This is a genomic window from Sphaerisporangium sp. NPDC051017 (assembly GCF_040683095.1).
GTDB lineage: Bacteria > Actinomycetota > Actinomycetes > Streptosporangiales > Streptosporangiaceae > Sphaerisporangium.
In genome coordinates, this window is sequence record NZ_JBFBCI010000001.1 from 168,214 (window position 1) to 194,880 (window position 26,667).

26 protein-coding genes, 1 tRNA gene, 1 other RNA gene and 2 pseudogenes are annotated in these 26,667 nt (G+C 69.2%); 13 read left to right on the forward strand and 17 right to left on the reverse strand.

Annotated elements, in window-relative coordinates:
* Positions 1-23: 23 nt before the first annotated feature.
* A complete protein-coding gene (locus AB0M95_RS00785) occupies positions 24-326 on the forward strand; it encodes a hypothetical protein (protein WP_358520115.1) in 303 nt (100 codons plus the stop codon).
* A gap of 3 nt (positions 327-329) precedes the next feature.
* Here AB0M95_RS00785 and AB0M95_RS00790 read toward each other — a convergent pair whose 3' ends face one another.
* The 4 genes from AB0M95_RS00790 to AB0M95_RS00805 form a co-directional block, all read right to left on the reverse strand.
* Positions 330-881 carry a dihydrofolate reductase family protein gene (locus AB0M95_RS00790; RefSeq protein ID WP_363757832.1) on the reverse strand — a complete coding sequence of 184 codons (552 nt, stop codon included), beginning with the start codon at positions 879-881 and terminating at the stop codon, positions 330-332.
* Positions 882-1,029: 148 nt separating this feature from the next.
* The gene (locus AB0M95_RS00795; protein ID WP_363757834.1) at positions 1,030-2,454 is read right to left on the reverse strand and encodes a cellulase family glycosylhydrolase; all 1,425 of its coding nucleotides are present in this window, start codon (positions 2,452-2,454) and stop codon (positions 1,030-1,032) included.
* Positions 2,455-2,817: 363 nt separating this feature from the next.
* A complete protein-coding gene (locus AB0M95_RS00800) occupies positions 2,818-3,408 on the reverse strand; it encodes a TetR/AcrR family transcriptional regulator (RefSeq protein WP_363757836.1) in 591 nt (196 codons plus the stop codon).
* 245 nt (positions 3,409-3,653) lie between these two features.
* Entirely contained in the window at positions 3,654-4,403 is a 750-nt protein-coding gene (locus AB0M95_RS00805) for a VC0807 family protein (RefSeq protein ID WP_363757838.1), read from the reverse strand.
* 187 nt (positions 4,404-4,590) lie between these two features.
* Here AB0M95_RS00805 and AB0M95_RS00810 point away from each other — a divergent pair, with 187 nt between their 5' ends.
* The 3 genes from AB0M95_RS00810 to AB0M95_RS00820 all read left to right on the forward strand — a co-directional run bounded on the left by AB0M95_RS00810 (position 4,591) and on the right by AB0M95_RS00820 (position 7,372).
* Positions 4,591-5,397 (forward strand): SURF1 family protein, encoded by an 807-nt coding sequence (locus AB0M95_RS00810; protein WP_363757840.1) that lies wholly within the window; start codon positions 4,591-4,593, stop codon positions 5,395-5,397.
* A gap of 64 nt (positions 5,398-5,461) precedes the next feature.
* Complete coding sequence (locus AB0M95_RS00815) at positions 5,462-6,040, forward strand: putative glycolipid-binding domain-containing protein (RefSeq protein WP_363757842.1); 579 nt, start codon at positions 5,462-5,464, stop codon at positions 6,038-6,040.
* Between the two features lie 135 nt (positions 6,041-6,175).
* On the forward strand, positions 6,176-7,372 hold the full coding sequence (locus tag AB0M95_RS00820) for an amidohydrolase family protein (protein ID WP_358520130.1): 1,197 nt from the start codon (positions 6,176-6,178) through the stop codon (positions 7,370-7,372).
* Positions 7,373-7,504: 132 nt separating this feature from the next.
* Here the strand turns inward: AB0M95_RS00820 and AB0M95_RS00825 are convergent.
* A pseudogene (locus AB0M95_RS00825) lies at positions 7,505-7,825 on the reverse strand (YkvA family protein); the annotation flags it as partial.
* A gap of 169 nt (positions 7,826-7,994) precedes the next feature.
* Positions 7,995-8,669, reverse strand: a complete 675-nt coding sequence (locus AB0M95_RS00830; protein ID WP_358520133.1) for a TetR family transcriptional regulator — start codon at positions 8,667-8,669, stop codon at positions 7,995-7,997.
* A gap of 213 nt (positions 8,670-8,882) precedes the next feature.
* Between AB0M95_RS00830 and AB0M95_RS00835 the strand changes: the two genes are divergently transcribed.
* Positions 8,883-9,797 (forward strand): hypothetical protein, encoded by a 915-nt coding sequence (locus tag AB0M95_RS00835; RefSeq protein ID WP_363757844.1) that lies wholly within the window; start codon positions 8,883-8,885, stop codon positions 9,795-9,797.
* 169 nt (positions 9,798-9,966) lie between these two features.
* Here the strand turns inward: AB0M95_RS00835 and AB0M95_RS00840 are convergent, their stop codons facing one another.
* The 7 genes from AB0M95_RS00840 to ffs form a co-directional block, all read right to left on the reverse strand.
* Complete coding sequence (locus tag AB0M95_RS00840) at positions 9,967-11,034, reverse strand: aspartate-semialdehyde dehydrogenase (protein ID WP_363758399.1); 1,068 nt, start codon at positions 11,032-11,034, stop codon at positions 9,967-9,969.
* Positions 11,035-11,075: 41 nt separating this feature from the next.
* Positions 11,076-12,350: an aspartate kinase gene (locus tag AB0M95_RS00845; RefSeq protein WP_363757846.1), complete on the reverse strand. Its 1,275-nt coding sequence runs from the start codon at positions 12,348-12,350 to the stop codon at positions 11,076-11,078.
* Between the two features lie 155 nt (positions 12,351-12,505).
* Positions 12,506-13,036, reverse strand: coding sequence for a DUF5063 domain-containing protein (locus tag AB0M95_RS00850; RefSeq protein ID WP_114029985.1), 531 nt, complete (start codon positions 13,034-13,036; stop codon positions 12,506-12,508).
* The gene (gene recR, locus AB0M95_RS00855; protein ID WP_358520142.1) at positions 13,029-13,628 is read right to left on the reverse strand and encodes a recombination mediator RecR; all 600 of its coding nucleotides are present in this window, start codon (positions 13,626-13,628) and stop codon (positions 13,029-13,031) included. The genes AB0M95_RS00850 and recR overlap by 8 nt, the downstream gene beginning before the upstream one ends.
* A 5-nt stretch (positions 13,629-13,633) precedes the next feature.
* Positions 13,634-13,981, reverse strand: coding sequence for a YbaB/EbfC family nucleoid-associated protein (locus AB0M95_RS00860; RefSeq protein WP_358520145.1), 348 nt, complete (start codon positions 13,979-13,981; stop codon positions 13,634-13,636).
* Positions 13,982-14,471: 490 nt separating this feature from the next.
* Positions 14,472-16,622: a DNA polymerase III subunit gamma and tau gene (locus tag AB0M95_RS00865; protein WP_363757849.1), complete on the reverse strand. Its 2,151-nt coding sequence runs from the start codon at positions 16,620-16,622 to the stop codon at positions 14,472-14,474.
* Positions 16,623-16,724: 102 nt separating this feature from the next.
* An RNA gene (gene ffs / locus AB0M95_RS00870) (signal recognition particle sRNA small type) lies at positions 16,725-16,820 on the reverse strand.
* A gap of 289 nt (positions 16,821-17,109) precedes the next feature.
* Here ffs and AB0M95_RS00875 point away from each other — a divergent pair.
* A tRNA-Ser gene (locus AB0M95_RS00875) sits at positions 17,110-17,195 on the forward strand.
* A gap of 348 nt (positions 17,196-17,543) precedes the next feature.
* Here AB0M95_RS00875 and AB0M95_RS00880 read toward each other — a convergent pair.
* Positions 17,544-17,834 (reverse strand): helix-turn-helix domain-containing protein, encoded by a 291-nt coding sequence (locus AB0M95_RS00880; protein WP_363757851.1) that lies wholly within the window; start codon positions 17,832-17,834, stop codon positions 17,544-17,546.
* Between the two features lie 520 nt (positions 17,835-18,354).
* On the opposite strand from AB0M95_RS00880, the gene AB0M95_RS00885 reads away from it, so the two are divergent.
* The 3 genes from AB0M95_RS00885 (at position 18,355) to AB0M95_RS00895 (ending at position 21,680) form a co-directional block, all read left to right on the forward strand.
* Entirely contained in the window at positions 18,355-19,095 is a 741-nt protein-coding gene (locus tag AB0M95_RS00885) for a WbqC family protein (RefSeq protein ID WP_363757853.1), read from the forward strand.
* A gap of 243 nt (positions 19,096-19,338) precedes the next feature.
* Entirely contained in the window at positions 19,339-20,103 is a 765-nt protein-coding gene (locus AB0M95_RS00890; RefSeq protein WP_363757855.1) for a formyltransferase family protein, read from the forward strand.
* 1,019 nt (positions 20,104-21,122) lie between these two features.
* Positions 21,123-21,680, forward strand: a complete 558-nt coding sequence (locus AB0M95_RS00895) for a hypothetical protein (RefSeq protein ID WP_363757857.1) — start codon at positions 21,123-21,125, stop codon at positions 21,678-21,680.
* A gap of 243 nt (positions 21,681-21,923) precedes the next feature.
* Here AB0M95_RS00895 and AB0M95_RS00900 read toward each other — a convergent pair.
* Both AB0M95_RS00900 and AB0M95_RS00905 read right to left on the reverse strand, forming a co-directional pair.
* Positions 21,924-22,196, reverse strand: a pseudogene (locus AB0M95_RS00900) (sigma-70 family RNA polymerase sigma factor); the annotation flags it as partial.
* 45 nt (positions 22,197-22,241) lie between these two features.
* Positions 22,242-22,619 (reverse strand): hypothetical protein, encoded by a 378-nt coding sequence (locus AB0M95_RS00905; RefSeq protein ID WP_363757859.1) that lies wholly within the window; start codon positions 22,617-22,619, stop codon positions 22,242-22,244.
* A gap of 287 nt (positions 22,620-22,906) precedes the next feature.
* Between AB0M95_RS00905 and AB0M95_RS00910 the strand changes: the two genes are divergently transcribed.
* From AB0M95_RS00910 to AB0M95_RS00920, 3 genes are all read left to right on the forward strand, one after another.
* Positions 22,907-23,788, forward strand: coding sequence for a neutral zinc metallopeptidase (locus AB0M95_RS00910; RefSeq protein ID WP_363757861.1), 882 nt, complete (start codon positions 22,907-22,909; stop codon positions 23,786-23,788).
* Positions 23,789-23,857: 69 nt separating this feature from the next.
* A complete protein-coding gene (locus AB0M95_RS00915; protein ID WP_363757863.1) occupies positions 23,858-24,208 on the forward strand; it encodes a type II toxin-antitoxin system VapB family antitoxin in 351 nt (116 codons plus the stop codon).
* 115 nt (positions 24,209-24,323) lie between these two features.
* The gene (locus AB0M95_RS00920) at positions 24,324-25,148 is read left to right on the forward strand and encodes a hypothetical protein (RefSeq protein WP_363757865.1); all 825 of its coding nucleotides are present in this window, start codon (positions 24,324-24,326) and stop codon (positions 25,146-25,148) included.
* A 103-nt stretch (positions 25,149-25,251) separates the two neighbouring features.
* Here AB0M95_RS00920 and AB0M95_RS00925 read toward each other — a convergent pair whose 3' ends face one another.
* On the reverse strand, positions 25,252-25,554 hold the full coding sequence (locus AB0M95_RS00925) for a hypothetical protein (RefSeq protein WP_363757867.1): 303 nt from the start codon (positions 25,552-25,554) through the stop codon (positions 25,252-25,254).
* A 573-nt stretch (positions 25,555-26,127) separates the two neighbouring features.
* On the opposite strand from AB0M95_RS00925, the gene AB0M95_RS00930 reads away from it, so the two are divergent.
* Positions 26,128-26,502 carry a hypothetical protein gene (locus AB0M95_RS00930; RefSeq protein WP_363757869.1) on the forward strand — a complete coding sequence of 125 codons (375 nt, stop codon included), beginning with the start codon at positions 26,128-26,130 and terminating at the stop codon, positions 26,500-26,502.
* The last annotated feature ends 165 nt before the right edge of the window (positions 26,503-26,667 follow it).

Consider the following 26,667-nt stretch of genomic DNA (forward strand, 5'->3'; position numbering starts at 1 on the left):
GGAGTTGCAAGGAGCGGATTCCGATGCTGATTCCGTGCTACGCGTGTGAGTCCCGGTTCCGGCCGGACGAATATTTCCTCGCCTGCCACGACTACGACCGCGGCATGGACCTCGTCGCGTGGACGTGCCCGAGCTGCGGCAACCGCGACGACCTGCGGGTCCTGCCCGACGCCATCGGTTTCGGCTACCCGCGCCGCGGCCGCTTCAGCGTGCAGGACCGGTTCCGGGTGCCCGGCCTGCGCCGACGCCGGCAGGACCTGCGCCTCGACATCACCCTGGACAAGGAGGTCTGGCGGGTCCCCACCACGCTGCGCTCGTGGGCCTGAGCGTCACTTGAGGACGGGGTAGGTCAGCTCCGTCCTCGCGGGGAACTCGCGCACGCGCGGCGTCCCCAACTCGAGCGGGCCCGCGCCGAGCGGACCGAAAAGGCGGATGCCCTCGCCGAGCAGCACGGGCACCAGGTGGATGCGGATCTCGTCGAGCAGGCCCTCGTCGAGGCACTGCCGGGCGATGTCCGGCCCGCCCATCACGTAGACGCCCCCGCCGCCCGCCGCGGCCCGCGCCTTCTCGACCGCGCCGCGCACGCCGTCGGTGACGAACGTGAACCGCGGCCCGGCGTCGTCCGGCACGTCGTGGGACACCACGAAATAGGGGACGGGCACCGGCGGGTCGCCGGCCCAGCCGCCCGCGACCTCGTACGTCCGCCGGCCCGCGACCACGGCGCCCGTCCACGACGTCTCCATCAGCTCGCGCACCTCGGGGCCGAAGACGGTCTGCTCGGTGTCGGAGAATACCCAGGCGTGCAGCCGATCGGTGTCGTGGTCCGGGGTGGCCACGAAACCGTCCAGCGACATCGTGATGTCCAGCACGACCGTTCCCATGACCCCTCCCGCTGATCTTCGGCGCCCGTCGAACATACGCGCGAACCCGCGCGCCTGGCAACCGAGCCCAGCCGGAAAGAGGGCCCGTGCGGACGGCGTGCCGCGCCGCCCGCACGGGCCCCTACCGGTCAGCGCCGGGATGGACCTGTCAGCTCGTCGGGAAGTCGTCGGGCGTCCTGATCCGGTCGCGGACCCAGACACCGGCCGGCTTCAGGCGCGCGGTGCCGGCGAAGGAGCCGTTCGGGCAGGTCCCTCCCGTGAACACCGCGCCGGACCGCGAGTCGTCGGAGTAGTTCCAGTTCGTCCAGCTGATCTTCTTCTGCGCCATCAGGTCGAGGTACTGCTGCGCCCTGGTGAAGTTGTTGCTCCCGTCGCCGCTCGCGGTCTGGGTGCCGAACTCGCTGACGAACATCGGGATGCGGTCGGCGGCCCGCGAGAGGGCGTTCAGGTACTCGGTGCCGTGCGAGGCCGCGTAGAAGTGGAAGGTGTACATGATGTTGGTCGCGTTGACCGGGTTGTTGATCACCTCGGTCTCGGTCGCCCCGTCGGAGACGCCGAGCGAGGACCACGCCCGCGTGCCCACCAGGATCGGCGTGTCGGGGTCCTGGGCGCGGATCACCGGGATCAGCTCCTCGGCGTAGCTCTTGACGCGCGACCAGGCCACCTCGTTCGGCTCGTTGGCGATCTCGTAGAGCAGGTTGTTCTTGGCGTTGTGACGCTGGGCGATCTCGGTGAAGAACGTCTTCGCCCTGCTCAGGTTGTAGTTCGGATCGCCGGGGGTGAGCATGTGCCAGTCGACGATCGCGTACATCCCCCTGGCGGTCGCCATCTCGATGAGGTTGTGCACGCGGTCGGTGAACAGGCGCGGGTTCGTCTCGTAACCGTCCTCCTGGATGTACATGGAGATGCGCAGGACGTCCGCGTTCCAGTCGCGGGCGAGCGCGTCCAGCGAGGCCGCGTTGAGGCACTGGTAGTACCACTGCAGGCCGTGGGTGCTCATGCCGCGCAGCTGGATGGGCTTGCCGTACTGGTTGCACAGCTTGGTGCCACAGACGCGGAGCTGCCCGTTGATCGAGACGGGCGTGCCGCCCCCGCCGCCGGTGGTGACCTCGACGTCCACGTAGTCCAGGTTCGGGCCGCCGTCCGCGGTCGTCGCGGTCGCGCGGATCGTGTTGGTCCCGGCGTTCACCGGCGCGCTGACCGTGGTGGAAGCCCAGGTGCTCCACGCGCCCGTGCCGTTGAAGGCGAGGTTCGCCGAGATGGTCGCGCCGTTGACGGCGATGGCCATGGGACGGTTGACCGTGGTGCCGTTGGCGTACCGCAGCGTGATCGCGGCCGTGCCCGCCGACGCCGCGTTCACCGTGAACTGCACGTAGCTGCCGGTGACGTTGTCGTAGTTGGCGAAGCCGGTTCCGCTGTATCCGGCATGGTTGGATTCCACGAGCCCCTGAGAGATCGTGGCGTTCTCCGCTTCGTATCTGGTCGCCGCCACTCCCGCGCCGACCGGCGCGAGGGGACCGAGAAGCAGTGTGAAGATCGCGGTCAGGACAAGAGTGCGCACGAGATGTCGCATGATCGCTCCCTGGTGGAGGACAAGTGATCGGCGCCCCGGAGGGCGCCTCGGGTCCGGCCGCCGTGAGGCCGGTGCGCGCTGGTGTTCATCCGCATCTCCCCCCAGATTTCCGGCATGGGGAGGCCCCCGGATCATGGAGTCGTCACCCTTTCTTTTCGTTAGGAAAGTTAACTAATGAGTGATCCGGAGAATATGGTCACAGCGAAGGGAGGACAAGACCCAAATTCTTGACACGCCAGTCAGAACGGCCGGGCGACATGCCCCCTCAGTCCAGGCCTCACGCCGGCCGGCCCGCTCCTGACCTCATGTCGCCGGGCCCGCTCCTAGCCTCATGCCGCCGGGCCCGCTCCTCGCTTCACGGCTTCAGGTGGTCCGGAGGCTGAGCCAGGCGGCCTCGCAGAGGGCCTTGATCTCCTCCTCGGCGGGCTGGTGGGCCCCGGTGAACCACAGACGGCACATCTCGGTCGCGGGCCCGAGCCACAGGACGTAGCACATCGTCGGCTGCACCGGCCGCAGCACGCCGTCCTTCATGTGGGGGCGCCACCAGTCGGCGACCTGGCGGAAGAACGCGCGGCGCGACTCGGCGATCTCGGGGCCGCCCGGCTCCTCGCGCCGGGGCGGGCGCTCGCTGATCATGATGCGGGCCCGCTCGGGATGGCCGCCGCACCAGGCCATGTGCATCGCGACGATCGCCTCGATGCCGCCCCGGGCGGTGTCGTGCTGGAAGAGCTCGTCCAGGAACGCCTGCTGGTACATGGTCTGGATCTCGGCGTAGAGCACCCCGAAGACGTGTTCCTTGCTGGCGAAGTGGTGGTAGAAGCTCCCGACGCTGACGCCGCTCTCCTCGCGGAGGCTGGCCAGCGTGGTGGAGGACACCCCGTCCTGGCTGAAGCGGCGCAGGGCCCCCTCGATGATGCGGGTGCGGCCGTCACGTCCGTTCTTCGCGCTCTTCACATAGTCAATGGTGACTCAACAGAACCTTGTTCTGCAAACGTGTGCGGCCGCCTCGATCGCGGCCACCGGACGGCGGCCCGGTTCAGATCGGCCCGGTTCAGATAGGACCGATGCGCGCGATGATCTCGACCGTACCGCACTCGACGCGCGCCGCCGCCCACCCCTGCCACTCGTCGGCCACGACCACCGCGATCCTCGCCGCGCGAGGTGACCCCGAGGCTCGGGCCAGGCGCCCGGCTCGCCGGCTAGCTCTGCTTGCCGAGGGTGCGCAGGACGCGTTGGAAGGCCAGCAGCGACGCCCCCGCCGCGAGCACCATCAGAACGGCCACCGCCGCCGTCCGCACGATCAGATAGGTCTCGATCGACTCGCTGAACAGCAGCCACAGGCTCAGCGTCCCGTTGGCCATCTGGACGAACCCCCACAGCAGCGACAGGTGCACGAAGAAGCGGCGCATCCGGGGGTGGTGCATCAAATGCTCGGGAAGCGGCACGAGGTCGGTGGTCACCCGCTGGATCAGCGGGCGCGGCGCGGCGGCCGTGCCGAGGAAGGCCAGGCTCGCGCAGAAGACCCCGAGCGTCGGTTGCAGGAAGTAGATCACGACGTCGCCGGTGACCAGCGCGAGCGCCGCCCGTACCGTGACCGCCAGCATCGCCAGCAGGACGGTGCCGGGCACGGACTCGCGCCGGACCAGCCGCAGCACCGCCCCTCCGTACACCCAGCCCACCGCCATGATCAGGCCGCCGTTCATGCCGGCGACCAGCAGCCCCGCGTAGAAGACGGCGACCGGGAGGATCATGCCCTCCAGCACGCGGGGCGCCGCATGCCGGACCAGGACGGAGAGCCTCGGCATCACCGGCTGTGGCGCGGCGGGCGGCAGGGCGAGACTGGGCGCGGTCATGTTCGTGTGGGCTCCCGAGGACAGAGCGAGGAGGCGCCACAGCGGGCGACCCAGACGACCGTACGGCATGCCCCGGCCGTCCGCGAGTGCTTCCACGAGATCATGATCGGAGGGTGGTGACGCCTTCACCGTCCTTGATGACGCTCATGGCACACCGCCTCCCCAAGCCCTGTCCGCGCGGCTCCGCCATGCCACGACCTGGGGGAACGCGCCCGGCCCGCTTCGGACGGCGCCGGGCACGGCCGGGTGACGGACCACCTCACGCCCTGCCTACGCTGAATGCGTGTACCGGTTCCTCCTCACGCCCCGCTGGCTGGCGCTTCACGTGCTGGTCCTGGTGCTCATCCCCGCGTTCGTCTTCCTGGGCAGATGGCAGTTCGGGCGGTGGGAGGAAAGATCGGCGGCGAGCAACGTGGCCACCCGCAACCTCGCCGCGGCCCCGGTTCCCCTCGCCGACCTGGACAGACCCGGAGCTTCCGTCCCCGACACGCTGCGCTTTCGTCCCGTCACGGCCGCCGGCCGCTATGATCCGGCCGGGGAACTGCTGGTCAGGCGCCGTACGCAGAACAGCCGGCCGGGCTTCTACGTGCTCACTCCGCTGGTGACGGCCGACGGCACCGCCGTGATCGTCAACAGGGGCTGGGTGAAGGCCGGGGCGACCGCGGACGCGCCTCCGGAGGTCCCTCCGCCTCCGGCTGGTGAGGTAAGTGTCACCGGCCGGCTACGCCCGGCGGAGACGGAGGAGAACACCGGCATCACCGAGCGCAGCGGCCTTCCGCCCCGCCAGGTGCTGCTGATCGACACCCCGTCCCTCGCCAAGCGTCTGCCGTACCGGCTCTATGGCGGCTTCGTCGAACTGACGGAGCAAAAGCCCAGCTCAGCGACGGCACCCGAGCCCGTCCCCGACCCGGACGTGGGTGGGGGCGGCGGCCTGAACCTCGCCTACGGCGTGCAGTGGTGGCTGTTCATCGCGATCGCGATCGGCGGCTGGATCGCGCTGATCCGGCGCGAGGCGCGCGACCTCAAGGCCGGAAACGCCGGAAACAAGGCCGCGACCGGCTCCGATGTCGTCCCCAGCGCCGGACGCTAGGAACCACGATCACGGGGCGTCCGTTCTTCACCGCGAAGACCGCTTTCGACGCGTGGAGGCGCCGATGCCATCGGTCGTGTGGGTGAAGGACGAAGGGGCCGAATACGCGCATGTCGAGATCTCCGACGGGCGCCTCACGGCGACGGGAACGGCCGTCGGCGCGGTCCCGGTGCCCTACCGGCTCGAATACGAGCTGGTGACCGGCCGGCAGTACGTCACCGAGGCGCTGAGCGTGCGCGCGCAGGGGGCCGAGTGGTCGCGGGCGATCGATCTCAAGCGGAAAGCCGGGGGGACGTGGACGTGCACGGTCGAGTCCATCGGAGCCCTGGACGGCCCCGCCCCGGGCGTCGACCCGGGCGTGCTCGCGGGCGCCCTCGACTGCGACCTCGGGTTGTCGCCCCTCACCAACACCATGCCGGTGCTGCGCCACGGGATGCTCACGGGCGGCGATCCGGTCGACTTCGTGATGGCGTGGGTGAGCGTGCCGCACCTGGCGGTGAGCCGGGAGCCGCAGCGGTACACGCCCCTGGGCGGCGGTGTGGTGCGCTTCGAGAGCGAGGGATTCCAGGCGGACCTGACATTCGGGGCCGACGGCCTGATCTCGCGGTACCCCGGCCTCGCGCAGCAGGTCACGGCCTCCTGACCGCTTTTCTCCCTGCTTGTCACCCGATTTCGTAAGAAGGTTGACCACGCTGGGCGGCCGTCCGCGTGCTAACGGATACCAACCGGAGACCTCCCAGCTTGTCTGGTGTTATTCCTGCGGCATACGGTTTTCCTCGTGAACACATCGCTGCCCCCTGACCCCGAGCCAAGGCGGCGCGATTATGTGATCATCAGCGTCGACGATCACCTGATCGAGCCGCCGGACGTGTTCGAAGAGCGGCTCCCGCAGAAGTACGTCGACGTCGCGCCCAAGGTGGTCGAGACCGACGCCGGCCACCAGGTCTGGCGGTACGGCGGCGGCACCTACTCCTGTGCGGGCATGGACGTCGGCGCCGGTCTCCCGCGCGAGCAGTGGACCCTCGACCCCGTCCGGTTCGAGAACATGCGGCCCGGCTGCTACGACATCGAGGCCCGCGTCAACGACATGGACATCGCGGGCATCTGGGCGGCCATCAGCTTCCCCGGCATGCTCGCGGTGCAGTCCGGAATGGCGTTCGCCAAGACCCGCGACCAGGACCTCGGCCTCGCCCTCACCCGCGCGTACAACGACTGGCACTGCGACGTCTGGGCCGGCACCTACCCCGAGCGCATCATCGCCCTCCAGTTGCCCTGGCTCCCCGACCCGGAGGTCGCCGCCAAGGAGATCCGGGCGAACGCCGCGCGCGGGTTCAAGGCCGTCGTCTTCCCGGAGTTCCCGACGCGGCTGCGCCTGCCGTCCATCCACACCGGCCACTGGGACCCGTTCTTCGCCGCGTGCGAAGAAACCGGCACGGTCCTGTGCCTGCACACGGGCGCCTCGTCGTGGTCGCCGGTGCCCTCGCCGGACACCCCGATCGAGGCCATCACCACGATGATCCCGGCGAGCGCGATGTTCGCCTGCGCCGACTGGCTGTGGTCGGGCGTCCCGCTGCGGTTCCCCAAGCTGCGCATCCTCATCGTCGAGGGCGGCGTCGGCTGGCTGCCCATGCTGTCCGCCCGCGCCGACTACGCCCTCGACCACCCCGTGGCGGGCGAGGCCACGTGGGAGGGCGGCCTGAAGCCCAGCGAGGTCCTGCGCCGCAACTTCTACTTCGGCACGCTGGACGACTACGCCCTGTCCGGCGTGCGGCTGGCCGTGGGGCTGGAGCACGTGCTCCTCGAAAGCGGGTACCCCCGCTCGGAGTCGACCTGGCCGGACGTCCAGAAGGCCCTCGCCCGCAACCTCGGCAGCCTGCCGCCCGCCGACATCGCGCGGGTGGCCTACGGCAACGCCGCCCGCCTCTTCGGGCACCCGCTGCCGTCGCGCGCCTGGCTGCTCAGGGAAGAGCTCTGACGGCCCGCTCACCGCTCTCCCAGGCCCGCCCCACACCGTGACCATCGGGCGGGCCCGCGAGGGGCTCAGGAGCGGTCACAGGACCTCGCCGGTGACCTTCTTGCGCTCCCAGTCGACGTAACGGCCGCTCTCGACGAGCAGGGACCCCACGAGCCACAGGAACACGCCGAAGTCGTCGGTCACCCCGATGATCGGCAGGAAGTCGGGGATCAGGTCCACCGGCGAGATGATGTAGCCGATCGCGAGCCCCATGAGCAGGAGCTTGTTCCTGCCGAGATCGCGGTATTCGCCGCGCACCGCGCCGGAGATCATCTTCGGCAGCGCCTTGATCCGGGTCATCAGACCGGGCGAGCCCGGCTGGCTGACCTCCTGGTAGACGCGGTACGCGGCCGCCGCGCGACCGGCCCCGCCCACGGAAGACCCGCGACCCTTGATCATGATGGTCCCCTCCATCTGTGCCCGCGTCGCCACGGATACGTCACCGCGCGATTACCCCCACGCGCACTCCGATAACGCGTGAGCCCCCACCGGCGGTTCCTGCCCCCGTCCCGGCACAGGACTGTCACCCTCACGGAAGGGAGCCCGTTCGCGGCACGTCGTCGAGCGTTTCCGGGCGGCGCGGTCAGGCGCGCAGCTCCCGCATGGCGGTCAGGAAATCCTTGGTCACCCCGCGCAGCCCCGGCAGGTGCGACAACCCCACCAGCCGGTCGATCAGCGGGACCATCACCTCGATCAGCCGGTACGTCCGCAGGCACCCCGGAGAGGTGTCGTGCACCCAGTAAAGGATCATTCCCATGGACGCCAGCCACAACAGCTCGGGCAACTCCTCGCGGAGCTCGGCGTCGATGCGCGCGTCCGACCCCTCGACGACCTGGCGATACAGGGCGATCGCCGCCTCGCGGGCCGGCGTCGACTCGCCGCTGAACGGGCTGAGCGGATTGCTCGGCTCAGAGGCGTGCTTGAAGAACTTGACGGCGAAGTCGTGGTACGGATCGGACACCTGGACCCAGACGCGCAGCACGCCACTCAGCCGCGCCGCGAACTTCCTCTCGGTCGCCAGAAGATCACGGCAGGCGGCCTCGTGCTCGGACTGCGCGCGATCGTAGTACGCCTGGACAAGCTGCTCTTTGGACGAAAAGTAGTAGTAAGCGTTTCCTACGGAGACCCCCGCCTCGGCCGCGATGGCCCGCATGGTCGTCGCCTCGTACCCCCGCTCCCTGAAGAGGCGAAGGGCCGTCTCGACGATGACCTCACGGGTCTTCTCTCCTCCACGCGCTCTCGGCGTCGATTCGACCACGGGGCCACTGTACGGCCCGGAGCCCTTCAAGGTCACAGACGAACAGCTTGTCCGCCATTTTCCCGCAAAAACACGCAGAGTAGTGGAGTCAGCACTTTCCCCGGATGGGATAGATCCTCTTGGCGGAGGGGCGCCCTGCGACAGAGGACGAATATGGGTTTGCATCCCTGCGGACGCGGGCCCGCGTGGCTTGGTGCCTGCGCGTTGCTCGCCGTGCAGATCACAGTGACGGGGCTGGCCTCCGCGCGGCCCGCCTCGGCGGCGGCGACGCGCCTGCAGTCCGCCACCGGCGCGAACGGTCCCGCCCACGGCGCGCGCCACCGCCCCGAAACCGGCTCGTCATCCCGGTCCGGCCCCGCCACGCCCGGCGCGCTCACCCGGCCCGCCATCGGCTCACCATCCCGCACGCGCCCCGGCGCCCTCGCCCGCGCCACAGGCGCCTCACCCGCACGGACCGCGAGCGCCTCACCGGCACGCGGCCGGGCCTCGGCCGCACGCGGAGCGGCCGCGTCGGCCTCCGGGGCCGCCGCGTCACCCACGCGTACCGTGACCCGCACCCGGGCCGCCGGCGCGAGCACCCCGCGCCTTCGAGCCCTGTACAACGCGCTGCCCTCCACGCGCTACTCGACCAGCGCGGGCATGCTCGGCCAGGCCGCCGCGGCGGCGCGGGCACGGGCGGCGGGGATGGTCAGCCCCGTGCTGTGGCGGCAGCACCGCCTGTACCAGGCCATACGGCTCCAACACCCGCAGGCCGCCCGCCGCCTGCGCCACGCGGGGCTCGGCTGGCGGTCGTCGGGCCACTGCGCGAGCCGCCACAACCGCTCGTGCACCTCACTGGACGCCGTGCGCCTCGGAACGTTGTGGGGCGTCGTCAACCTGAAGCGCCGCAGCGGCTGCCCGATCGTCGTGACCGGAGGCACCGAGGTCGGCCACGCGGGCGGCACGCACAGCCACGGCGCGGGCTACAAGCTGGACATCGAGCACAACAACTGCATCAATCGGTTCATCCGGAAAATGCGCAAGGGACAGGTGCGCGGCGACGGCGCCGACATCTTCTACGAGCGCCGTCCCCAGGGCTACACCATCTACGCCAACGAGCCCAGCCACTGGGACATCAAGTTCCTCTAGAACCATCCGGCGCGGCTAGAACCATCCGGCGCGGCGCTGACCCCCTTGAGGAGCCCCGCCGGGCGCGCGGACATCGCCCTCCGATCGTCGGTGCCCATCCCACGCCGCACGCGTGCCCGATGCGCCGGTGGCGGGAACCCCGGAAGAGGCTCCCACCACCGGCGGCGGCTCAGCGGGACGCGAACTCGGCGGCCACCAGCTCGGCGATCTCGGCGGTGTTCAGGGCTGCGCCCTTGCGGAGGTTGTCGCCGCACACGAACATGTCGAGCGTGTTCGGGAAGTCGAGGGCCTGGCGGATGCGCCCGACGTAGGTCGGGTCGGTGCCGACGACGTCGGCCGGGGTCGGGAACACGCCGTTGGCCGGGTCGTCCAGGACCACCACCGTGGGAGCGGCCTCCAGCGCGGCCCGCGCCTCCTCGACGGTGACCGGCCGCTCGAAGGTCGCGTGCACCGCGAGCGAGTGCGTCGTGACCACCGGGACCCGCACGCAGGTCGCGGAGACCTTCAGGTCGGGGATGCCGAGGATCTTGCGGGCCTCGTTGCGGACCTTGAGCTCCTCGGAGAACCAGCCGTCCTCCTTCAGCGACCCCGCCGCCGGGACGACGTTGAAGGCCAGCGGCGCTGGGAACGGCGAGTCGACCAGGTCGGGGACGGCCTTGCGGACGTCGCCGGCCACCGTGCCGAGGGTGCGGTTGCCCGCCACCGCCTCGATCTCGTCGTACAGCCGCTCGGGCCCGGCGACGCCCATGCCGGACACGGCCTGGTAGGACGCCACGACGAGTTCCCGCAGGCCGTACGCGCGGTGCAGCGCGCCGAGGGCGGCCATCATCGACAGCGTCGTGCAGTTGGGGTTGGAGATGATGCCCTTGGGGCGCTCGCGGACCTGCTCGGGGTTGCACTCGGGCACCACGAGCGGGACCTGCGGGTCCATGCGGAAGGCGCCGGAATTGTCCACCGCGACCGCGCCACGGGCCGCCGCGATCGGCGCCCAGTCGGCCGACACCTCGTCGGGCACGTCGAACATGGCGACGTCGACCCCGTCGAACGCCTCGGGCGACAACGCGATGACCTCGACCTCCCGGCCGCGGACCAGCAGCTTCTTGCCCGCGGACCGCGGCGAGGCGATCAGGCGGATCTCACCCCACACGTCGGGACGGCCGGAGAGGATCTCCAGCATCACCGTGCCGACGGCGCCGGTGGCGCCGACGACGGCGAGGGTTGGCTTGGCGGCGTTCACGTCGAGGTCACCCTCCTGGCCGGCGTGCTCTGACCCACTGCTCATCGACCGGTACCTCCGTACACAACGGCCTCGACCTGGTCGGCGTCGAGGTCGAACGCGCGGTGGGCGGCGGTGACGGCGGCGTCGACCTCCTCCTGCCCGACGATGACCGAGATGCGGATCTCGGAGGTCGAGATCATCTCGATGTTGACGCCGGCGTCGGCCAGCGCGCCGAAGAACTTCGCGGTGACGCCGGGGTGGGAGCGCATGCCGGCGCCGATCAGCGAGACCTTGCCGATCTGGTCGTCGAACAGGATCTTCTCGAAGCCGATCTGGCCCTGGATGCGCTTGAGCGCCGTGACGCCGGCCGTACCGTCGGCGGAGGGCAGCGTGAAGGAGATGTCGGTGCGCCCGGTGGCGGCGGCCGAGATGTTCTGCACGATCATGTCGATGTTGATCTCGGCGTCGGCGAGCGTACGGAAGATGGCCGCGGCCTCTCCGACCTTGTCGGGCACGCCGACGACGGTGATCTTTGCCTCGCTTCGGTCATGCGCGACGCCGGAGATGATCGGCTGCTCCATCACGTTTCCTTCGAAGTTGGGGTCGGAGACGACCCAGGTGCCTTCCCTGCTGCTGAACGAGCTTCGGACGTGGATCGGCAGGTTGAACCGCCGGGCGTACTCCACGCAGCGCAGGTGGAGGATCTTGGCGCCGCACGCGGCCATCTCCATGGCCTCCTCGTACGAGATGCGAGGAATCTGGCGGGCGGCGGAGATGATGCGCGGGTCGGCCGTGAAGATGCCGTCGACATCGGTGTAGATCTCGCACACGTCGGCCTCGAGTGCCGCCGCGAGCGCGACCGCCGTGGTGTCGGAGCCGCCGCGGCCGAGCGTGGTGATGTCCTTGGTGTCCTGGGAGACGCCTTGGAAGCCGGCCACGATCGCGATCTGGCCGACATTCACCGCCTCCCGGATACGGCCGGGCGTCACGTCGATGATGCGCGCCTTGCCGTGCGTCGAGTCGGTTATCACACCGGCCTGCGAGCCGGTGAACGAACGGGCCTCGTGGCCGAGGTTGGCGATCGCCATGGCCAGTAAGGCCATCGAGATGCGCTCGCCGGCGGTCAGCAGCATGTCGAGCTCGCGGCCGGGGGGCAGCGGCGATACCTGCTGGGCCAGGTCGAGCAGCTCGTCGGTCGTGTCACCCATCGCCGAGACGATGACCACGACGTCGTTGCCGGCTTTTTTCGTCGCGACGATCCGCTGAGCCACGCGCTTGATGCGCGCGGCGTCGGCGACGGAGGAACCACCGTATTTTTGGACAACGAGCGCCACGGGATGTCTCCCAAAGGTTCGGTCTGCGGAGCTCACAGTCTACTTGCGCGTCCTGAAGGCCCAACTGAATTGGCCAGTATGTGGACAACCGGACACGACACGCCGCCGGAACGGCCATTCCTGTGGATAACTGTTGAGGATTCCGCCCCTGGAAATCAGGCGATCGTCGACTCCTCCACGACGTCGAGCCGGGTGTGGGCGACGAGCGCCTGGAGGGCCCGCATCGCCGCGCCGGCGTGGTTGCCCCAGGTGTTGAAGTAGGAGTACTGCCACCACCACAGCGCCTCCAGGGGACGCCCCGCGCGGTAGTGGCCGAGGCCGTGGACGAGGTCGGCGGCGACGGCCGTGAGGTCGTCCGACAGCCGGTAGGGCGTCACGCCGGTGTCCTTGTAGGGGTCGAACACCTCCGCGTAGTCGTCCACAGGGCCTAGGCGCGTGGCCAGGGCCGTGCGCACCCCGTCCAGGTCGGGGTCGGGGCCCGTCGCGGGCTCGAAGTTGCCCTGAAGGATCACGTCCTGGACGGCCCCGAGCTGGGCACCGGCCAGGCTGACCTGCGACACCTCGACCAGCAGCATGGCGAGCATGGCGTCGCCGCCCTCACCGCTCGCCAGCCTCGTCAGCCCGTCGAGGTAGTTCTGCGTGTGCGCCGCCACACTGTCGGCGAGAGCATTCCACTCGTCAAACATCCAGCAGCCTCCGTCCTTCGAAAGCGCGGCCCAAAGTGACCTCGTCCGCGTACTCGAGGTCTCCGCCCACCGGCAGACCGCTGGCCAATCTCGTGACTTTCAAACCCATCGGTTTGACCAGACGGGCGAGATAGGTCGCCGTGGCCTCACCTTCGAGGTTCGGGTCGGTCGCGAGGATGAGCTCGGTGACCCGGCCGTCCGCCAGCCGCGCCATCAGCTCGCGGATGCGCAGGTCGTCGGGACCGATGCCCTCGATCGGGCTGATCGCCCCGCCGAGCACGTGGTAGCGCCCGCGGAACTCGCGCGTCTTCTCGATGGCGACGACGTCCTTCGACTCCTCCACCACGCAGATGACGTGCGGGTCGCGCCGGGCGTCCCGGCAGATCCGGCATTCCTCCTCGGCCGCGACGTTCCCGCAGACGCGGCAGAAGCGGACCTTCTCCTTGACCTCCAGCAGCGCGTGCGCCAGACGCTTGACGTCCACAGGATCCGCGGAAAGCAAGTGGAAGGCGATCCGCTGCGCGCTCTTCGGACCGACGCCGGGCAACAGGCCGAGCTCGTCGATCAGATTCTGGACGACCCCCTCGTACATGGCGGTCAGAACCCCGGAAGCTGGAATCCGCCTCCGCCGAGACCTTGCGCCAGCGGACCGAGCTTCTCCTGCTGCAACTCGGCGGCCGCGCGGACGGCGTCGCGAACCGCGGCGATCACCAGATCGGCGATCGTGTCCGCCGTGTCCTGCGGGTCGCCGGGGTCGACGACCTTGGGACTGATCTTGAGCTCCAGCAGCTCCAGACTGCCGTTGACGGTCGCGACGACGAGGCCTCCACCTGCGGACCCCTCGATCTGCGCGTCGCTGAGCTCCTGCTGGGCCGTCGCGAGCTGCTGCTGCATGAGCTGCGCCTGCTCCAGCAACTGCTGCAGATTGACATCCCCTGGATTCACGATCGTGCGCTCCTCATGGCTTCGCGTGTGGCACGAGCCTACGGTGTTTGCCACGCATGTTGCACTGGCGCACGGCGGTGTGCACGTGGCCACGCCGCCCGTACGGGCGCTGTGGTCACCGCCCGCCGCAGGTCGAGGCGCCATCCGGGAAAGGACGGCCGCGTGCCCGCGTCGCCTGCGGGCGCGCGGATCCTCGCGCGCGCTGGGCGATTCGGCCGGGCGGGACGACGCCGCGCGCCGCCGTTCGTCCCTCCGCCGGGCGTCGTCGGCCGCGATTCCCGGTGGTTCACGGCCGGGTCGGCGCGAGGTAAACGTCGGCCCCGCGTCCACGCCCGGAGCACGCCCTACGCCCCCGCCCGTGCCCTCGCGACGCACCGGATTCGGTCAGGAAACGCCAGGTACCGGCAAAGACATCGCCAGCGCCTTCCGGCGCGTGTACGGCCTGTCACGATCTGGGGCTGCTGGTCCTTGATGTGATCCTAGGTGTGGCCTAGGTGTGGTCGATCTCGCCGATGATCTGGCCGCCGAGCTCCCGCTGGACCAGCGCCATGCCCATCAGCGCGCCCGCGTCGGCGTCGTTGTCCGGATCGACCTCGTCGGCCTCCGAGGGCGACGGCCCCGAACGGCCGGGCACGGCATCCGGCCAGGCGGACTGCCGGGGACCCGCCTGGGCCGCCGCGTTCACCGCCGAACGCGCCACTGCCCGGCCCGCGCCGGTCGACGGGCGGGCGGGCGGCGGCGGCGGCCCATCGTCGTCCGGAGGCGGCGCGTCGGGCCAGGAGTCGTCAGAGTGGGACGGCGCCGCCTGCGGACCGCCCTGCTGCCGTCGCGCGGGCGCGCTCTGGGCCTGCCCGCGAGGAGCCTGCGCGGGCGGCACGGGCGGCGCCGCGTCCTGGGGCGGGGAGGGCGAGGGACGCGCGGCCGGAGCCTGGCGCGCGGGCGGCGCCGCGGCCGGGGAGTTGCCGACGACGGCCTCCACCTTCCAGGTGCCGCCCAGGACGTCGCTGATCGCCCCCGCCACCACGGTGTCCTTGGCCCCGCCGACGAAGTTGCGCATCGCGCCGACCTGGTGGAAGCCGAGCGTGACGATGTTGCCCTCGACCCCGGCGAGCTGCGCGTTCGCGCTGACGTTCGCCCACACGGCGAGCGAGCGCCGCTTGAGCACGTCGAGGACCTGCGGCCAGGCCTGCTGGAAGGCGCCCCCCGGCGGAGCGACCTGGGGCGGAGGCGGGGCGGACGCGGGCTCCGGCCCGCGCTGGGGCGCGCCAGGCCTGGACGTGGCGGGCCAGTCGTCTGCGGACCGGGCGGCGGACGGGCGTCCCTCGGCCTGCGCGGGCTGCTGCGGACCGGACTGCTGCTGGGCGGGTGCCCGCGGCGCCGTCTCGGCCTGCGTGGCGGCCCTCGGCGCCCGCGCGGGCTCTTCGGCGGCCACCGGACGCGGCCCCGGCGGCGCGAGACCAGGAACGGGCGCCGCGGCGGCCACCACCCCGCCGCGCTCCAGGCGCTCCAGGCGGGCCAGCAGCGCGGCCTCGCCCTGCTCGGCGGCGGGCAGCAGGACGCGGGCGCACATCAGCTCCAGCAGCAACTGGGGAGACGTCGCGCCGCGCATCTCGGTCAGCCCGGCGTTGAACACCTCGGCCGCGCGGGTCAGCTCGGCCGGGCCCATCGAGACCGCCTGCCCCGCCAGCCGCTCCAGCTCGTCGGCCGGACGGTCGAGCAGGCCGCTGGCCCCCGCCTCGGGGACGTTGGCCAGCACCACCAGGTCACGGAAACGTTCGAGCAGGTCCGTCGCGAACCGGCGGGGGTCGTGGCCGCCCTCGATCACGCGGTTGACCGCCGAGAACACCGCGGCGCCGTCACGCCGGGCGAACGCCGCGACGATCTCGTCCAGAAGATCGGAGTCGGTGTAGCCGAGCAGCGAGACGGCGCGGGCGTAGGTGATGCCCGCGTCGTCGGCGCCGGCGAGCAATTGGTCGAGGATCGACAGCGAGTCACGGGCCGACCCCGCGCCCGCGCGCACCACCAGCGGCAGCGCGGCGGGCTCGTACGGCACCGACTCGGAGTCGAGGATCTCCTCCATGAGCTGGCGCAGCGTCGCCGGCGGCATGAGCCGGAACGGGTAGTGGTGGGTTCGCGACTTGATGGTGCCGATGACCTTTTCGGGCTCGGTGGTCGCGAAGACGAACTTCAGGTGCGGCGGAGGCTCCTCGACGAGCTTGAGCAGCGCGTTGAACCCCTCACGGGTCACCATGTGCGCCTCGTCGATGATGTAGATCTTGAACCGCGCGGAGACCGGGGCGAAGAACGCGCGTTCGCGCAGGTCACGGGCGTCGTCCACGCCTCCGTGGGACGCGGCGTCGATCTCGATGACGTCGAGGTGGCCGGGGCCGGTGGGCCCGAGCGCCACGCAGGAATCGCAGACGCCGCACGGGTCGGGCGTCGGCCCCTTCTCGCAGTTCAGCGAGCGGGCGAGGATGCGCGCGCTGGAGGTCTTGCCACACCCCCGGGGGCCGCTGAACAGGTAGGCATGGTTGATGCGCCCGGTGCGCAGCGCCTGCCGCAGCGGCTCTGTGACGTGTTCCTGACCCTTGACTTCGGCGAACGTCCCAGGCCGGTATTTGCGGTAGAGAGCGAGACTCATGCCGTCTCCTCGCCTAGGGGGTCGGAGTGCGAAGTGGAGACCCCGGGACGCCTCACGCGGGCGATCGGCTCGCTCACGTGACGACATCACCCCGGTCCCCAGCGAAGAGACCCCTCGCACACCCGCCAGAGCCCGCTTATCCTTGCTGCCTTCCGGCCCTGGGGAGGTTCACAGGATGACGCCGCGCGAGGGGTCCTGTGACAGTCTAGCCGTGCCCGGCAGTACTCGTGGCCCCCAAGCCCGGATCCCCCTCAATTCCCATCCCTCACGCTTCCCGCCCCTCCCATCCTTCCCCTCTCAGTCCCCGTCCCCGGATGGACGTCGCTGCCCAGCGCCCCGGGCCCGAGAGTCCCGCCGCGCTCCCCGTCTCCGAGACCTCGCCCTCCCAGCGCGCCGGCCTCCTGCTGCGACACCCCCCATGCACCGAGACCGATTCGTGGCTGCCGGCGTGGTCCGCGCGCCCCCGAAGTCCGGTAAGCTTCTCGGCGGAGGATTCGCCTAGTTGGCCTAGGGCGCACGCTTGGAAAGCGTGTTGGGGGCAACCCCTCAGGAGTTCGAATCTCCTATCCTCCGCGCTTGGTTGAGCAGCACAAACACGAAGGCCCCGGACCGATCCAGCCGGGGCCTTCGTGCTGTCTCCGTCTCAGTTGCCCTCGGAGCCGTACGACTCCTCCCCTCGCTCCGCTTGGCCCAACCCGCTCGGCCCAACTTCAGAGCCACCGTGGTCGATCCCCCCGTCTTCGACGGTCCTCGCGGAGTTCCACGACATGGACCCTGCCACTTCGATGAGACTCCACATGCCGCCGGTCCGGCGTTCCGTCGTCCTTGACGCCCACGGTCACACGGCCGTGCCACTTGCCATCTTTACCCAGGTAGATAGTTGAGGTGCCGTTCGGCCTACGTCCCACTTCAGCGTTCCTCTCAGGCGACGGTCTTCTCACGCTGGCCACCGTTGACCAGCAGGGATTTCACGTACTGCTGCAAGCACTCGACGGGCACCCGGCGGAGCCGACCGATGAACACCGCTTCGACGGCGCCGGTGGTCACGAGGTGGTACATGCGGGTCCGGCCGATCCTCAGCCGCTGGGCGGCCTCTTCGACGGTGAGCAGCAACGGTTCCGCTGCCAGGTTCGCCGTGGCGGCCGGGTAGAGCCGGACACTGTCCGGCGCCGGGCGGTTCTCGGCCGGTACGTGAAGCGGATCATGGTTCACCCACTCGGCCCCGGCCGCTGGCGAATGGACAACATCCCCGAAACGTCAATCGACATCATCCCCGCATAGCAGAAAGCCCCCGCCGTAGCGGGGGCTTTCTGTTTGGGTTAGACGAGTTGCATGGTCTGCCCAACCGGGCACATCGGCAGGCCGATGGCGATCCACTTAGCCGACGTGCGGACCTGGTAGCCGCCGCGGCGTTGCAGGGCCGTATGGGACGATCCGGGCTAATCGTTTTTCCCGTTCCGGCAATTTTCAGGTAACGCATCCAGTGCTTTTCAGCAAAGTCGGCGAGGATATGCGGGGCCGCACTTTCCGGCGGCTTCCGGGCAAATTCGAACGTTCACCTCTTGTCGCGGCATGGGTTCTTCCGCTCTTCGGGTGAACGATCGGCACATCTCAGGCTTGACGCCCATCGCGGTCATGTCGCTCGGGCTCACTGTCTTCATTGAGGGTGGATCGAAGATTCGCTATGCTGGCCGGACGAGAAATTACGTCAAAAGGCGAAAGCGCGAAGTAGATGAAGCGTGTTGCGATAGTGCAATCGAATTACATTCCCTGGAAAGGGTATTTTGATCTCATTGCGCATGTCGATGAGTTCATTCTGCTCGACGATGTTCAGTACACCAATCGGGATTGGCGTAACCGAAACCTGATAAAGACGGCTGCGGGCCCCAGTTGGCTCTCGATTCCAATCAGGCAAAGCAGTCGGAGTCAACTCATCAATGAATCGACCATCGTCTACCCAGCCTGGAACGTAAAGCACTGGAGCACACTCATGCACGCATACCGAAGGGCCCCCTATTTCGATGAAAATGCCGCAGTCCTGGAGAAGATGTACCTGGAATGTGAAACAAGCAACCTATCCGAAATCAACAGGCATTTCCTCGAAGGAATCTGCTCTATCCTTGACATTCACACCAATCTGCGTCCGTCCGCCGACTACGGCGCGACAGGATCGAAAACCGAACGCCTTCTCGACCTGTGCCAGAAATCGGGCGCAACGCAATATGTCAGCGGACCGGCGGCTCGTGTCTACCTTGACGAGTCACTCTTCCGGAACGCAGGAATCGACGTCCTGTGGTTCAACTATGAAGGGTATCGCGAATATCCACAACTCCATCCTCCCTTCCATCATCACGTGAGTGTTGTCGATCTCATTTTCAATACGGGGCCAAACGCCAAGGAGTATCTGAAGGTCGCCACGCCCGGAACCGAAACCGTCGAAGTATCGTTGGACCTGCGGGCATCCAGTACGTGAGTACCTGCCCAGACAGCATGCCGCCGGCCACTTACCACAGAGCAGGCATGGCTGTTCGCCATGCGGATAAGCAATGGATCCGATCGCGGGAGTTGATGGCGGCGTGGTCGCCGGTTCGACGAGTACGTCGGGCACGATCTGCTGTCCAGTCGCGGCAGGCGGCCAAGCGTATCGGCGCGATGGCGATATAGGAGAACGGCAAGCGGCCCCACAGCTGAAAACCACATCTCGAGGGAGAAAAGCATGCGGATTGTCCTGTTCTGTAATGATCGGACCGGTCTTGAGATCGCAACTTGGCTGCGTGGCAGGCCTGATGCCGAGATCGCCGCCGTCGTCCTCAACGCTCCCGGGCAGCAGCGTCGAGCCGACGAAATCAGGGACCTGTTCCCCGACCTGGAGCGAGCAGGGCTGGTGCTCACCGGGGACATCCTCAAGAAGGAGGAGACACCTCGTCGTATCGCAGGACTTGGCGCGGAGATGGGGATCTCCCTGTACTTCGCGCACATATTCACATCGCGGCTCATCAACGCGTTTCCGCGTGGGATCGTCAACCTGCATCCCTCCCTGCTTCCCTACAACCGGGGGCGGCGGACGGCGATCTGGTCGATTATCGATGGCACGCCGGCCGGTGCGACGTTGCACATGGTCGACCAAGGAGTCGACACGGGTCCGCTGCTCTCGCAGGAGGAGGTTCCTGTCCACCCGTACGACACAGGCGGTTCGCTCTATCGAAAAGTAGAGGACGCTGCCGTCGAACTGTTCCGGCGCTCGTGGCCGCTGCTGTGCGCGAATTCGCTCATACCGAAAGAGCAGGATCATGACAAAGCCACTGAACACACGACCAGTGAGTTCGAGGAAATCGGGTACCTTGACCCGGACCAGTTCATGACGGTCGGGCAAATGGTGGACATCATCCGGGGCCGGTGCTTCAACCGAGACAACTGCGTGCGACTCCGCACACTCGACGGCACCACGATCCGCCTCTTTCTCGAGCCGATTCCTGAGTGACTCCCGGTCGGGGTGCGCGCGGACGTGGCCTGGCCGGGGATCCCCGCCTCCGCGCAGCGGTCCCGCCTGTGATCGCGGCCCTGCGGGCGGCGTGGTGCAGCATTGACGCGCTCCCTGGCCTGAAGGCCAGGGATTCAGCCCGTGCCGCGCGTTCACGCGGCACCTCTGAGGCTTCCTGCTTCGCCGACCCGCGCCACCTCAAGCGGTGGTCTTACCGGGTCTCCACAGGCGTTCAGTCTGTCCGCCCGTCCGGCGGCCAGGATGTTGATCGCGGCGTTGAGTGGGGCGCAGAGCGCCTAGGGACGCCGTAGCCAGTGTTACAGCCTTTCCCTCCTTCCTCGCGCGCCGGGCACGACAGTGACGACCTGAGGGCCTTCCACAGGCATCAGGAGCACAGCAGCAGGCACCAGCAGCGGATGCGCGTCCAACGACGGATGCGGACGCCGTCTCAGTTTCCGTCTCAGTTCAGCTCTGTTCAACGGGGTTCAGCACAGTACAGTGGCACCCCGTATGACCTGGTCAGGCCCGGTTTGCTCTACGCTGTATAGAGATCAACAGACTTGGAAAGCGTGTTGGGGGCAACCCCTCAGGAGTTCGAATCTCCTATCCTCCGCGCTTGGTTGAGCAGCAAGAACACGAAGGCCCCGGACCGATCCAGCCGGGGCCTTCGTGCTGTCCGGGTCTCAGTTTGGGTCTCAGTTTCCTTCTGCGGACCCTCGCCGGCGTCGTGCGTCTCCCCCGCGTCGGCCTGCCAGAGAAGCACTTCCATTCGCGGGGTTGCGTCCGCAAGGTATCCGTAACCTCTGCGGCAGTCCCTCCTTCCCGTTCCGCCACCTTCCCGTGGTGACAGCGAGTAGCAATAATGCTACTGAGCGTAGAGAGCCTGTTGAGATCCACTCAGGCCACGCTCCCCGCGCCCGCGGCCACCGAACGCCCCGGGCGCCATGTCCCCCCACCGGAAGGAATTCACCATGTCCTCCATCAGCGCACGCGCCGCCGCAATCACAGGGAGAGGTGGCATGCGAGAGAGCTACCAGAACCGCCCCTGCGGGCGCGGCCTGGCAAAGATGGCCGTGGCCGTGGTCCTGCTGTTCAGCTCTTGGGCGATGATCGGCCTGGCCGGCACGGCCACCGCCGACAGCGCCCAGGGCCCGACCGACGAGCCCGGCGTCTACCGGATCCTCAACCTGGAGTCCGGCACTTCGCTGCGGACCTACACCCCAGGCAGGCCGATCTTCGTCGCCAGCACCCGGGAGCACCCGGGCCCGTTCGAACTCTGGGAGATCACCCGGACCCAGGGCGGCTTCACGATCAAGAACGTCGGCCTCAGCGATCGCGGGCCCGCAGCCTACGCCTCGGCACGGCAGACCGGAGAGGGCGAGCCGGTCATCGCCGGCGGCGAGCCGACGACCTGGTCCATCGAGCCGGCCGGCGACGACACCTACGTCATCAAGGCGCCGAACGAGGACCTGCTCTGGAACGCCGAGCCCCCGGTGATCCCGCGGGGCGATGTGAGGCTACGCGGCGCGGACGGATCCGAAACCCAGCGCTGGAGGTTCGAACCCGTGAACGACTAAGACGAACCCTGCGGGGCCTCCGCGCTTGGTTGAGCAGCACGAACACGAAGGGCCCGGACCGATCCAGCCGGGCCCTTCGCCCTGTCCGGGTCTTGGTGGGGCTTCCCCGGCTCAGCGAATGACGCGGAACCAGAGGTTCGTCACCGTCGGGGCGCCACTGAGGCTGAGGCGGTCCAGCGTGACGTTCGTGCGCCCGGGTGGGCATCCCCGCCGAACGGCTTGCCCTCTCCGGGCCTCCCCTTGACGCCGCGCCCGGCCGTCCAGGGCGTCGAGGCAGGCGTTGGTCGCGATGCGGTACAGCCAGGCCCGGACGGTCGACCGTCCCTCGAACGCGCCGAGGTTCTTCCAGGCGCGCAGGAACGTCTCCTGGACCAGGTCCTCGGCCTCGTCCAGCGATCCGAGCATCCGGTAGCAGTGGACCGGCAACTCGCCGCGATGACGCTCAACGAGTACCTCGAAGGCCGGTTCGTCCCCCGCCCGCGCCGCGTCCGCCTTGTCGTCCTCCGTGCCCGACAATTCCCCGCCTTCCCGCGTCCCGACCGGCCCTCCTACGTTACGGCGTCAGGAGCGCGAGTGGTTTGTGTGCTTATGAGGCTTTCGATGTTTGGCGGAGTGCGCCTTGCGTGCGTGCCGGGGTTCGGGTTCGGACGGCGTCAGGTGGTCGGGCGCCTGGAGGAGCACCGGGATGGAGTGGCGGCGCAGCAAGGAGGGCGGTGACGGGCCGGCGTTCCGTATGGAGTACGGGAAAGGCGGCGCGGCCGGCGGGCACGAGGAGCGCAGGCCGAGGGCCAGCCCGAAGCCGGCGGCGAGGGCGACGACGAGACCGGCCGCGTACGGGCCCTGGGTGACGAGCCTCGCGCGCAGCCACGCGCCCGTCGGCATGACCGGGAGGCTCCGGTAGAAGTACGCGGGCGGTGGCACGTCGCTGGGCGTACTCAAGGTCACCTCCGTCCGGGGTGGTCGGCTGCGCGCCACGGTAATCAGCACTTCAGCGGCACCCGTGGATACCACGCCCCGATTGGCCCGATCCCGGCCGAGCGTTGGCACACGGCGGTGACGGTCTTGAGGGAACGTTTTCCCGAATGGCCCACCGCGGGTACGTTTCCAGCCGCGCCCGTGCAACGGGCCTATCCGGCCGTTCACCTCGGTCATGCATGATCGTTTCACCCAGGGGAACTAGCAGGGTTGGATAAGACCCCCAAAACAGAAGAAAAGGGAATCAGCCGATGGACTTCCGGGACGATGTCGACCTAGACGCCTCTCAGGTCGAGAACCGCGGAGGCGGCGGTGGAATCGGCGGTGGCGGGCTCGCCATCGGCGGCGGCGCGGTGGGCGTCATCGCCCTCCTCGTCGCGCTCATATTCGGGATCAATCCGGGCGACATCATGGGCAGGAACGGCGGCGGTGACACGGCCGCGCAGCCGTCCTCCGACCTCTCCGGCCAGTGCCGGAAGGGCTCGGACGCCGACCAGTCGGAGGACTGCCGCGTCGTCGGCGTGGTCAACAGCATCCAGGCCTACTGGAAGGTCGCCTTCGCCCAGCGGGGCAAGGAGTCGTACACCAAGGCCCGCACCGTGCTGTTCTCCCAGGCCGTGAGCACGGGCTGCGGGCAGGCGACCTCGCAGGTGGGGCCGTTCTACTGCCCGGGCGACAAGCGCGTCTACCTGGACCTGACGTTCTTCGACGAGCTGCAGAGCAAGTTCGGCGCCAGCGGCGGCCCGTTCGCGCAGGCGTACGTGATCGCCCACGAGTACGGCCACCACGTGCAGGACCTGCTGGGCACCATGGACCGCGTCCGCGGCGACCGCCAGGGTGCCGAGAGCGCGTCCGTACGACTGGAGCTCCAGGCGGACTGTTACGCGGGCGTCTGGGCGAAGAACGCGGTGGACACCGGCTTCTACGAGAAGCCCTTCACCGGCACCGACATCAAGGAGGCGCTCGACGCCGCGGCGGCCGTCGGCGACGACCGGATCCAGGAGAAGGCCCAGGGCCGGGTCGATCCCGAAGCCTTCACGCACGGGACGGCGGCGCAGCGCACCAAGTGGTTCAGCACCGGCTACAAGACCGGTGAACCGGCTCGGTGCGACACCTTCTCCGGCCGCATCTAGGCGCTTCCGCACATCAGCGCCAGGGCACTGAAGCAGGCGGAACCTGAAAACTCTCTTAAACTCGGTAGGGTGATCTTCAAGTCAGTCGGTGACAGACGTCCGTACCCCGAGCACGGCCTATCCCACCGCGAGTGGGCGCGCATCCCGCCTCGCCAGGTCAGGCTCGATTCCTTGATCACAACCAAGGCGGTACTGGACCTGCACTCCCTGCTCGCCAAGGACTCCACGTTCTACGGCGATCTCTTCCCCCACGTCATCCAGTGGCAGGGCGAGTACTACCTCGAGGACGGCCTGCACCGCGCGTTGCGGGCGGCGCTCCACCAGCGGTCGGTCCTCCACGCCCGCGTGCTCGACGTCGACGACTCCAAGATCCCGGGCGCCCCTCAGGCCGCCCGGGAAGCAGAGCCCCCGACGTCTTAGGTAAAACACTTCCCGTACGGGCCGTCCACCGCCCGCCGTGTTCCTAAGCTGCGGACCGTCGCAGGGGCGACACGGCTCACAGGCCGCGGGAACGCACGCGTCGGACGGTTATCGAATGCGAGATGTCACACAGATCGTGGCGCAGCTCCGGGAGGAGCTCGCCGCGGAGCTGCGCGAACGGGTGCGGCGCCGCCTGGCCGAGCAGTCCACCGAGTGGCTGGTCGACCAGTTGATGGCGCTGGTCCTGCCGTCCGGCGAGGTCTCCTACGCGATCCCCCGGCAGGTGCCGCGAGGTCCCGAGGCCGGCGAGGACGCCTACGTGCCGCACCTCCCCATCGGCGAGGACGTTCCCGGAGCCGTCGGCGGACGCGACGACCGGCACCCGAGGACGGGCGGCGCGGAGGAGCCGACGTCCTGGGACGACGGGATGACGGGCGTGGAGGCCGAAGACGGGCGCGCGGCACGGATCCGGCGCCTCGGACTCGACCAGGCGTCCCTGCCCGGCCGCACCGCGCGGTACCGGGCGCTGCGGCGCGAGGTGCTGGTGGCCGAGGGCTACCTTCTCGATCCCCCGCCGAGGGGCGGAGCGCTGATCTCGCCCGCCCACCGCTCCCCGGACGCCGAGGCGCTCCTGCGGGAGGCCGGGGACGTCCTGCACGCGCTGCTCTTCGGCGGCGAGGGCGTGCGTCTCGACCCCGTGGAGCGCGGGTCGATCATCCTGAGCGTCCCCCGCGCCAAGGCGCACGCCGTGGCCTCGCTCCTGGGCACGCCCGGGGCGGACCTCGTGCCGTCCGGCGGCGCGCCGTTCCGGATCGAGTACGGCGAGGTCGCGGGCGGGCTGGTGGGGCACGCACTGGCTGCGGCGTTGTGCCTGGTCAACGACCTTCTGATCAACGAGCGGTCCCTGTACGGGGACGGCGAGAGCGCTCCGGGCCGTTAGCCCCCACCCTCGGAGCACGAAAGCCGCCCCGCGAGGAGGCACCCTCCCGGGGCGGCGCGGCCACAAGAGGGCTCACCTCTCCCGGACGGACGGCCGCCGGTGGCTAATGGTGCTTGACGTGGTGCTTCTTCTTGTGGTGGCTCATGGCGTGCTTCTTGTGCTTGGCGTGCCTTTTGGTGTGATGCTTCTTGGCATGGTGAGCGGAGGCACGCTTCTTCTTCTTGTGATGGCCGTGCTTGGACGAGCAGCGCTTGCCCTTGCAGGTCGTCAGCGGGTCCGCGCTCGGAGCCACGGCCACGGACGTGGGAGCGGCGGTGGCCGCGGCGGCGGAGTGCACCGCGAGCGCGCCCGGGACGACGAGCGCGGAGGCCACCAGGAAACCGGCGGCAAGTGCTTGCCTGAGCATAAGAGATCACTCCGTTGTCGAGACGGTCTGAGCCCGGACTACCGATCGCCGGGCGGACGGAGCGTCGAATTGGTGTACCCGGGATAGCCCAAAACGCCCCGAAAACTACAAACCTCACGCTAACTGGGCGAAATTCTGCGACCCGCCCATAAGAGGCAAAGCCTTGGTTCCGGCATTCCGCCTGGCCCTGGACAAACCTCACCCACCACCGGACGACCGTTTAATCGGTTGACGGGCCGCGCGCACCTGGGAAGCCTGAACGGATGCTGATACGTCGTGAGCTTCCCGCGGACATCCCGCACATCCGCGACGTGCATGCCGCCGCGTTCGCCCCCGGAGCCGCCCCCGGCCAGGTCGCCGCGGAGGCGGTCCTGAAGTCCAGTTCACCAGGCGCAGGAACTCCGCGTGCCAGGAAGTGTCACGGCGCCTGTTCATCGGGCCTGCCCGAGCAAGATCCGTTCCCACAGGTCGGCGATCTGCGTGTGTCGCATCCGCGCGGTCTGCACGGTGGCCGCGCCGTCGCGGGTGCGCTCGATGTAGCCACGGACGTCGACTCCCCAGGCTGTACATCACATGCCACCCGGACTCGGCCAGGTCGAGGTGAGCGGCCTCGGTCGTCTGCTCGGGGTCCCACCGGCGCGGCGCGCCCGGCTCGACGTCGGACGCGGGCACCGTGCCCTCGCGGTGCCGTCCGAGGCCCCGGCTCACGCCGCCGCTCCTCGCCGGTACGGGTCGCGCCCGCTGTTCCAGGGCGGCGTGTCCGGCGCGCGACCGATCCCGAGGGGGACGGCGGGTGCGACCAACCGGACGAGACGCGAGGCGGCCACGGGCGGGTGGACCCTGCCCGGACGGGACGGCCCGGCGGGCAACGGCCCGTACAAGCCGAGCCGCTTACGCGCGTCCAAGCGGGCGCGCATCTGCGCCGTGGTGGGGTGCTCCCACTGGTGATGGCCCCGGTGGGGCAGGCTGGCGGCGTCGTGCGCGTACGGCGGGTGACCGCACCACCGGCACCCAAGCGGCTTCGGCGGCATGCCGGCGCTGTGACGTACGCGAATCAACCGAGGCATTGGCCGGTTGGGGACAGCCCTACGATTGGGCATCAGATCGCACCCT

Bases quoted from the DNA above. Each gene is read 5' to 3' on its own strand.
- AB0M95_RS00815 (WP_363757842.1), top strand. From the start codon at position 5,462: ATGCCATCGGTCGTGTGGGTGAAGGACGAAGGGGCCGAATACGCGCAT.
- AB0M95_RS00865 (WP_363757849.1), bottom strand. From the start codon at position 16,622: ATGAGTCTCGCTCTCTACCGCAAATACCGGCCTGGGACGTTCGCCGAA.
- AB0M95_RS00910 (WP_363757861.1), top strand. From the start codon at position 22,907: ATGGACTTCCGGGACGATGTCGACCTAGACGCCTCTCAGGTCGAGAAC.
- AB0M95_RS00885 (WP_363757853.1), top strand. From the start codon at position 18,355: ATGAAGCGTGTTGCGATAGTGCAATCGAATTACATTCCCTGGAAAGGG.
- AB0M95_RS00925 (WP_363757867.1), bottom strand. From the start codon at position 25,554: ATGCTCAGGCAAGCACTTGCCGCCGGTTTCCTGGTGGCCTCCGCGCTC.
- AB0M95_RS00890 (WP_363757855.1), top strand. From the start codon at position 19,339: ATGCGGATTGTCCTGTTCTGTAATGATCGGACCGGTCTTGAGATCGCA.
- recR (WP_358520142.1), bottom strand. From the start codon at position 13,628: ATGTACGAGGGGGTCGTCCAGAATCTGATCGACGAGCTCGGCCTGTTG.
- AB0M95_RS00895 (WP_363757857.1), top strand. From the start codon at position 21,123: ATGCGAGAGAGCTACCAGAACCGCCCCTGCGGGCGCGGCCTGGCAAAG.
- AB0M95_RS00790 (WP_363757832.1), bottom strand. From the start codon at position 881: ATGGGAACGGTCGTGCTGGACATCACGATGTCGCTGGACGGTTTCGTG.
- AB0M95_RS00785 (WP_358520115.1), top strand. From the start codon at position 24: ATGCTGATTCCGTGCTACGCGTGTGAGTCCCGGTTCCGGCCGGACGAA.
- AB0M95_RS00930 (WP_363757869.1), top strand. From the start codon at position 26,128: ATGCCACCCGGACTCGGCCAGGTCGAGGTGAGCGGCCTCGGTCGTCTG.
- AB0M95_RS00850 (WP_114029985.1), bottom strand. From the start codon at position 13,036: ATGTTTGACGAGTGGAATGCTCTCGCCGACAGTGTGGCGGCGCACACG.
- AB0M95_RS00795 (WP_363757834.1), bottom strand. From the start codon at position 2,454: ATGCGACATCTCGTGCGCACTCTTGTCCTGACCGCGATCTTCACACTG.
- AB0M95_RS00920 (WP_363757865.1), top strand. From the start codon at position 24,324: ATGCGAGATGTCACACAGATCGTGGCGCAGCTCCGGGAGGAGCTCGCC.